Source organism: Mycobacterium sp. D16Q13 (genome assembly GCF_002013375.1).
In the GTDB taxonomy this organism is placed as follows: domain Bacteria; phylum Actinomycetota; class Actinomycetes; order Mycobacteriales; family Mycobacteriaceae; genus Mycobacterium.
The window spans coordinates 20,970-28,399 of the sequence record NZ_MAEW01000028.1 but is presented as its reverse complement, the minus strand read 5'-3'; the positions used below and the strand labels follow the sequence as shown (position 1 = coordinate 28,399).

At 65.3% G+C, this 7,430-nt stretch carries 6 protein-coding genes; all 6 read left to right on the top strand.

Going from position 1 to position 7,430, the window contains the following annotated elements; translation table 11 throughout:
* Positions 1-1,575, top strand: a 1,575-nt coding sequence (locus B4400_RS23635) for an AAA family ATPase (protein ID WP_078316540.1), incomplete at its 5' end; no start/stop codon positions are given.
* 86 nt (positions 1,576-1,661) lie between these two features.
* Complete coding sequence (locus B4400_RS23630) at positions 1,662-4,511, top strand: Na+/H+ antiporter subunit A (protein ID WP_078313099.1); 2,850 nt, start codon at positions 1,662-1,664, stop codon at positions 4,509-4,511.
* Positions 4,508-4,972 carry a Na(+)/H(+) antiporter subunit C gene (locus B4400_RS23625; protein ID WP_078313075.1) on the top strand — a complete coding sequence of 155 codons (465 nt, stop codon included), beginning with the start codon at positions 4,508-4,510 and terminating at the stop codon, positions 4,970-4,972. Before B4400_RS23630 ends, B4400_RS23625 begins: the two co-directional genes overlap by 4 nt.
* 5 nt (positions 4,973-4,977) lie before the next feature.
* The gene (locus B4400_RS23620) at positions 4,978-6,570 is read left to right on the top strand and encodes a Na+/H+ antiporter subunit D (protein WP_078313098.1); all 1,593 of its coding nucleotides are present in this window, start codon (positions 4,978-4,980) and stop codon (positions 6,568-6,570) included.
* The gene (locus B4400_RS23615) at positions 6,567-7,145 is read left to right on the top strand and encodes a Na+/H+ antiporter subunit E (protein WP_078313074.1); all 579 of its coding nucleotides are present in this window, start codon (positions 6,567-6,569) and stop codon (positions 7,143-7,145) included. The genes B4400_RS23620 and B4400_RS23615 overlap by 4 nt, the downstream gene beginning before the upstream one ends.
* Entirely contained in the window at positions 7,142-7,426 is a 285-nt protein-coding gene (locus B4400_RS23610) for a monovalent cation/H+ antiporter complex subunit F (RefSeq protein ID WP_078313073.1), read from the top strand. Before B4400_RS23615 ends, B4400_RS23610 begins: the two co-directional genes overlap by 4 nt.
* Positions 7,427-7,430 lie beyond the last annotated feature (4 nt).

Below are 7,430 nucleotides of genomic sequence, written 5' to 3'. Positions count from 1 at the left end.
CCTCCCACCCCCGAGCCCCCCGCGGCGATTTCCGTAGAGGACCTCAAGGGCTCGCAGGCGCAGGCCGCGCGGCTCACCGAGTGGCTCAAGCTCGCCCTCGATGAACCAGGATTGCTGAAAACGCTTGGTGCACAGCCCAATCTGGGCGTGTTGATATCTGGGCCCGGCGGTGTCGGTAAGGCAACGTTGGCTCGCGCGGTCTGCGCACCGCGCACGCTCATCGAGCTGGACGGACCGGAAGTAGGTGCCACGACAGCCGACGAACGCCTTAACGCGATACGCGGGGCAGTGAGCCGCATCCGGCAATCCGGCGGAGTCCTGTTGATCACGGATATCGACGCACTGCTGCCCGCCACCGCCGAGCCCGTGGCCACACTCATCCTCGCCGAATTACGTTCTGCAGTAGCCACTTCCGGGGTCGCATTCATCGCGACGACCGCACATCCCGACGCTATCGACGTTCGGCTGCGCGCTCCCGAACTGTGTGACCGCGAGCTGGGTTTGAGCCTGCCGGACGCGGCCACCCGCAAATCATTACTCGAAGTCCTCTTGGCGAAGGTGCCGTCGCAGGACCTGCAGCTCGATGAGATCGCGGCACGGACACCGGGTTTTGTGGTGGCCGATCTGGCCGCGCTGGTCCGCGAGGCCGCATTGCGCGCAGCGGCACGGGCCAGCGAGAAGGCCAGCACACCGGCACTGGATCAGGAAGACCTGGTCGGCGCGCTGTCTGTGATCCGTCCACTCTCTCGGTCCAGTACCGAGGAGGTGGCCGTCGGGTCGATAACTCTCGAAGACGTCGGCGACATGGTGACCACCAAACAGGCTCTGACAGAAGCAGTCCTGTGGCCATTGCAGCATCCGGACACCTTCGAACGTCTAGGCGTGGACCCACCCCGCGGGGTGCTGCTGTACGGACCGCCCGGCTGCGGAAAGACCTTTGTGGTGCGCGCGCTGGCCAGCTCCGGGCGGTTGTCGGTGCACGCGGTCAAGGGCGCCGAGCTGATGGACAAATGGGTCGGAGCCTCCGAGCAGGCGGTGCGCGAGCTGTTTCGGCGGGCGCGCGATTCCGCTCCTTCCCTGGTGTTCCTCGACGAGGTCGATGCGTTGGCGCCGCGACGCGGGCAGAGTTTCGACTCGGGTGTCACCGACCGCGTGGTGGCGGCCCTGCTTACCGAGCTGGACGGGGTGGAACCACTGCGTGATGTGGTCGTGCTCGGCGCGACCAACCGGCCCGAGCTCATCGATCCCGCGCTGCTGCGTCCGGGCCGGATGGAACGCCTGGTGTTCGTCGAACCTCCGGATGCTCAGGCCCGCAAAGACATCCTCAAGACGGCGGCACGGGCGGTCCCGCTGGACGCCGATGTGGATCTGGATGCTCTCGCCGCCGAGCTCGACGGCTTCTCGGCCGCCGACTGTGCGGCGTTGTTGCGCGAGGCCGCGATGGCGGCGATGCGGCGATCCATCGATGCCGCCGATGTCACCGTCGCCGATGTCGAGACCGCGCGGGCCACGGTGCGCCCGTCGCTGGACCCCGTGCAGGTGGCATCCCTGCGCGCGTTTGCTGACAACCGCTGAAAAGGGTTGCGTCGCGCCAATCGTCGACTGCCCCGTAAACTAGACACCACGACACCCCGCCCAACAACCGATAGACGGGAGTGCCTTTGCTTGCCATTCTGCTTGCCCACGCACTTGCGGCCGCGATGGCGCCGCTACTTGTGGCGCGCGCTGGCCGACTGGCGTTCTATCCCCTTGCCCTGGTCCCCTTAGGTTCGCTGATCTGGGTATTAGCAAGATGGCCGGGCGAAGGTACGGACGTCCGCGTGGACATTCCGTGGGTGCCCGAGCTAGCGATGGACATCACACTGCGCTTTGACTCGCTGGCCGCGATCATGAGTGTGCTGGTGCTCGGCATCGGGTCGATGGTGCTGTTCTATTGCGCGAGCTACTTCCGGCACCGCGACGGTCACACCGAACCGCGGCTGCCAAGCTTCGCTGCCGAGCTGGTGGCATTCTCCGGCGCCATGTTCGGTCTGGTGGCCAGTGACAATCTGCTGCTGCTCTACATCTTCTGGGAACTCACGACCGTGCTGTCGTTCCTCTTGGTCGGCCACTACGCGGAACGGCTTGCCAGTCGCCGCGCGGCGGTGCAGGCACTGCTGGTGACCACCGCGGGGGGACTCGCCATGCTGGTCGGGGTCATCGTGCTCGGTCATGTCGGGGGAAGCTTCCTGCTGTCCGACCTCATCGCGCACCCGCCGTCGGGTATGGCCGCCAGTGTCGGTCTCGTGCTGGTACTGATCGGCGCGCTAAGCAAGTCCGCCATTGTGCCCCTGCATTTTTGGCTTCCCGGCGCCATGGCTGCGCCGACCCCGGTCAGTGCCTACCTGCACGCCGCCGCCATGGTGAAGGCCGGCATCTATCTGTTGGCCCGCATGTCGCCGGGGTTCGCCGAGGCGCCACCGTGGCGGCCCATCGTGCTGGTGCTGGGCATAGCCACGATGATCCTGGCAGGCTGGCGAGCCCTGCGTGAGTACGACCTCAAGCTGATCCTGGCCTTCGGCACGGTGAGCCAACTCGGATTCCTGGTGGTGCTCACCGGAACCGGCGATCCCGACATCCTCCTGGCCGGGCTGGTCATGCTGTGCGCGCACGCGCTGTTCAAGGCCGCACTGTTCATGGTGGTGGGAATCATCGACCACACCGTCGGCACTCGCGATATCCGCAAACTGGCCTGGCTCGGACAGCGCCAACCGTCGCTCTTCGTGATCGCCATGCTCGCTGCGGCGAGCATGGCGGGGGTGCCGCTGACCCTCGGATTTGTCGGCAAGGAGCTGGCCTTCGCGACGGTGCTGCACAGCCAGGTGCTCGGTTCGGCCGCGCCCTGGGTGCTGGCGGGGATTGTCATCGGTTCGATGTTCACCATCACCTACAGCATGCGGTTCATGTGGGGAGCTTTCGCGCGCAAGGGTTTACCCGAACCCAGCGCTCGTGTGCAGGGCATGCACGCACCGGTTCCCGCCTTCCTGGTGGCGCCCGCGCTGCTGTCCGTGGCAAGTATCGCTGCCGGCATACTGCCCGACTGGCTCAACTGGGCACTGGGCAGCTACGCCAACCCCGTTGACGCGCATATCGCGATCTGGGAGGGCTTCGGAGTACCGCTACTGCTCACCGCACTCGCCTTCGCCGTCGGCATTTTCGCGTTCTTCGAGCGAGGCCGCCTACGCAGGGCACGGCTCGCGGTCAATCCGCTGGGCAATGCCGACCGCGGCTACGACGCGGTACTGCGCGGCGCCGATGTGCTGTCTCAGCGATTGACCGCACTGACTCAGCGCGGCTCGATCCCGTTCACCCAAGCCACCATTCTGGTGACCCTGGTCATGCTGCCGACGATCGTGCTGGCCCTCGGGGCGCGCGATCAACCACACCTGAAACTGTGGGATTCCCCGCTGCAGGGGGTGGTCGGGCTACTGATGCTCGCGGCCGCCATCGGTGCGACCGTCATGCGTAACCGCCTGGCAGCGGTGCTCCTGGTGGGCATCACCGGCTATGGGACGGGCGTCATCTTCGCGCTGCACGGTGCGCCAGATCTGGCGCTGACGCAGTTCCTCGTCGAGACGCTGACCCTCGTGATCTTCGTGTTGGTACTGCGGGCCCTTCCTGCAGAATCGGATGTGGAGCAGGCCAACAGATTCCGGTTGCCCCGTGCCCTACTCGCCATCGCGGTCGGATGCACGGTCACCGCTCTCGGCGTGTACGCGATGGCAGCACGACGTGATCGCCCGATCGCCGACCTGCTCCCCGAGGCGGCGTATCAGCGCGGGCACGGTGCCAACACGGTGAACGTCCTGCTGGTGGACATCCGCGCCTGGGACACCCTGGGCGAGATCTCGGTGCTGCTGGTGGCCGCGACGGGCGTTGCCTCGTTGATGTTCCGGCACCGGCGTTTTGGCAGAGCTCCCCGGGTAGGGGACGCGGCAGGTCAACCGGATGTCGTGGTGGCATCAGGAATCTGGTTACGTGGCAGCGAACTGCGCGATCCCAAGCACCGATCCTTGGTCCTCGAAGTGGCGACACGGCTGATTTTCCCGCTCGTCATGGTGCTGTCCTTCTACTTCTTCTTCGCCGGGCACAACGTTCCGGGCGGCGGATTCGCCGGCGGGCTGACCGCCGGTTTGGCACTCGTGCTGCGTTATCTCGCCGGCGGCCGCTACGAGCTGGGCGAGACTCTGCCCTTCGATGCCGGCAAGATCCTCGGGCTCGGGCTGGCCTTCTCCGGAGGGACCGCCCTCGCTTCGATCCTGCTGGGCGCACCGGTGTTGTCCTCGGCCACAATCCAATTCGACATGCTCGGGTTTGGGCACGTCAAGATCGTGACCGCGCTGTTCTTCGATATCGGCGTCTACCTGGTGGTGGTCGGCTTGGTGCTCGACGTGCTGCGCAGTCTGGGTGCGCGCCTGGATGTCGAGCTCGAGGAGTCTCCGCGCGCCCGGGGTGGGGTGCGTGCATCATGACCAATCTCGGACTGCTGATCATTATCGGCGCCCTAACCGCGTGCGGCGTGTACCTGATGTTGGAACGCAACCTCACTCGCATGGTGTTGGGTCTGCTCCTTGTCGGCAACGCCGTGAACCTGCTGATCCTCACGGTGGGTGGCCCATCCGGCAATCCGCCGATCATCGGACGGCAGTCCGCCGGCCGAACCACTGTGGCAGACCCGTTGGCCCAGGGCATGATCCTGACAGCGATCGTCATCACCATGGGTGTCGCGGCTTTCACCCTCGCCCTGATCTATCGCATGTTCACCCTGGAAGCTGATGACGTTGTGGACGACGACGCCGAGGACGCGCGCGTCGCGCAGGAACCGCCGGAGCCCGTCACCGACGACCGGGACGAACACAGGGAGACTCCGGGCCCTGCGGATGAGGACTCCCCTGCCGAGCTCGATGCACTGCCGGTGGGTGAGAAGTCATGAGTGCCATGGCCGTTCTCACACCACTCCCGGTCCTCATCCCGACGGCGGCGGCCGCGTTGACTCTGATCGCGGGCCGTCGCCCGCGATTGCAGCTGTTGATCACCGTCACCGCATTGACCACGGTGCTCGGGGTCTGCGCGGCGCTGCTCTACCTAGCCGATCACGACGGCACCTTTGCGTTGGCCGTCGGCGGCTGGGGACCGACCGAGGAGAAACTGGGACCTCTCGGAATAACCCTTGTGGTAGATCGGCTCTCGGGCCTCATGCTGGTGGTCTCGGCCATCGTGCTGCTGGCTGTCGTACTGTACGCGGCGGCCCAAGGTATCCGTGACGGCGATGAGCGCCAGCCGGTGTCCATCTTCATGCCCACGTACCTGGCGCTGTCGGCCGGTGTGTGCAACGCCTTCCTGGCCGGCGACTTGTTCAACCTGTACGTCGGTTTTGAGGTGCTGTTGGCCGCCAGCTTCGTGCTCTTGACCATCGGGGCCAGCGCCGACCGGGTGCGTGCGGGCATCTCGTACGTGATGGTCTCGATGATGTCCTCGGTGGTCTTCCTGTTGGGCATCGCCTTCGTGTACGCGGCGACGGGCACCTTGAACATGGCCGAAATCGCCGTCCGAGCAGACGGCATCCCATCGGGTACCCGGATGGCGATCTTCGCGGTGCTGCTGGTGGGCTTCGCCATCAAGGCGGCCGTCTTTCCGCTATCGACCTGGCTACCCGACTCCTACCCCACCGCGCCCGCACCCGTGACGGCAGTCTTCGCGGGCTTGCTCACCAAGGTGGGCGTGTACGCCATCATTCGAGCACATTCCCTGTTGTTCCCCGGCGGTGTGCTGAACACCGTGCTGCTGGTGGCCGCTCTCCTCACCATGATCGTCGGCATCCTGGGCGCCATCGCGCAGAGCGATATCAAGCGACTGCTGTCCTTCACACTGGTCAGCCATATCGGGTACATGATCTTCGGTATCGCGCTATCCAACGAGCTCGGTATGTCCGGCGCCATTTTCTATGTGGCACACCACATCATCGTGCAGACGACGTTGTTCCTCGTGGTGGGACTCATCGAACGTCAGGCCGGGGCATCATCGCTGAACCGTCTGGGTGGGCTCGCTGCCGCGAGCCCAGTGCTGGCCTTCGCATTCGTCGTCCCCGCGTTGAACCTGGCCGGCATCCCACCGTTCTCGGGTTTCATCGGCAAGGTCGCACTGCTGGAGGCAGGGTCGCTGCAGGGCTCGGTGCTGGCGTGGACCCTCGTGGCCGGGGGCACGATCACGAGTCTGCTGACCCTGTACGCGGTGGCCCGCGTCTGGACCAAGGCGTTCTGGCGACCGCGCGCCGATGCGCCGGAGGGCGACCTTGCCGCCGCGTCACCGTCCGCGCTTCTTGACGACAGTGAAGAGATTGCCTTTGTGGACCGCGCCGACGTGGGCCGGATGCCGGCCGGCATGCTGGCGCCCACATTGGGATTGATCGCGGTCGGGGTGGCACTGACGATCTTCGCCGGCCCCATCATTGGGATCAGCGAGCGCGCCGCCGCCGAGGTCCGCGACCGCACGGTGTACATCAGCGCCGTCCTCGGGGATGGCCCGCGATGAAAACCCTGGCGATGTACGGCCCTCGCGAAATCATCCTGCGGGCTTGGATTTTGGTATGGCTGGTGCTGGTCTGGACAATGCTGTGGGGCAATTTCTCTGTCGCCAACACCATTACCGGATTGCTGGTGGCTCTGGTCATCACGGTTCTGCTACCGATGCCCCGACTGCCGGTCGAGGGCCGTCTGCATGTGGTGTCGATGATCCGGCTTGCGTTCACCGTCGCGTACTACATGGTGCTGTCGAGTCTTCAGGTCGCGTGGCTGGCGATCAGGCCGGGTCCGCCGCCATTGAGTGCCGTACTGCGAGCCCAGCTTTCGGTGAAATCAGATCTGGTGATGGCACTGCTGCTCAACACGCTGACGATCATCCCCGGATCGGTGGTCCTGGAGATAGATCAAGAACGCCGACTGGCGTATGTACACGTGCTGGATGTGGGTTCACCGAAGGCCGTGGCGAGCTTTTACTCCCAATTACGGCAACTGGAAAGACTTTTCATCGCGGCCTTCGAACGCGATGCTGATTGGCATCCCGAGGACGGCGTTGTCGACGAGTCCGAGACGAGGGAGGGGTTATGAGCCTGGTATGGCATATCGCCGCGGTGCTGCTCATCGCCGCGGCCACCGTCACGATGTACCGGCTGCTCGCCGGACCCAACACCTTGGATCGACTCGTCGCCGTCGACACCTTAGTGGCCGTCACGATGTGCGCACTGGCCGCGTGGGCCGCGTACAGCCTGGATTCCACTGTGCTGTACGGAATGGTCGCGCTGTCCTTGATCAGCTTCCTCGGTTCGGTGAGCGTGACGCGATTCCGGGTGCCCGACACCGCGATCGACCCCCGTGACGAGAGGAGATAACCGC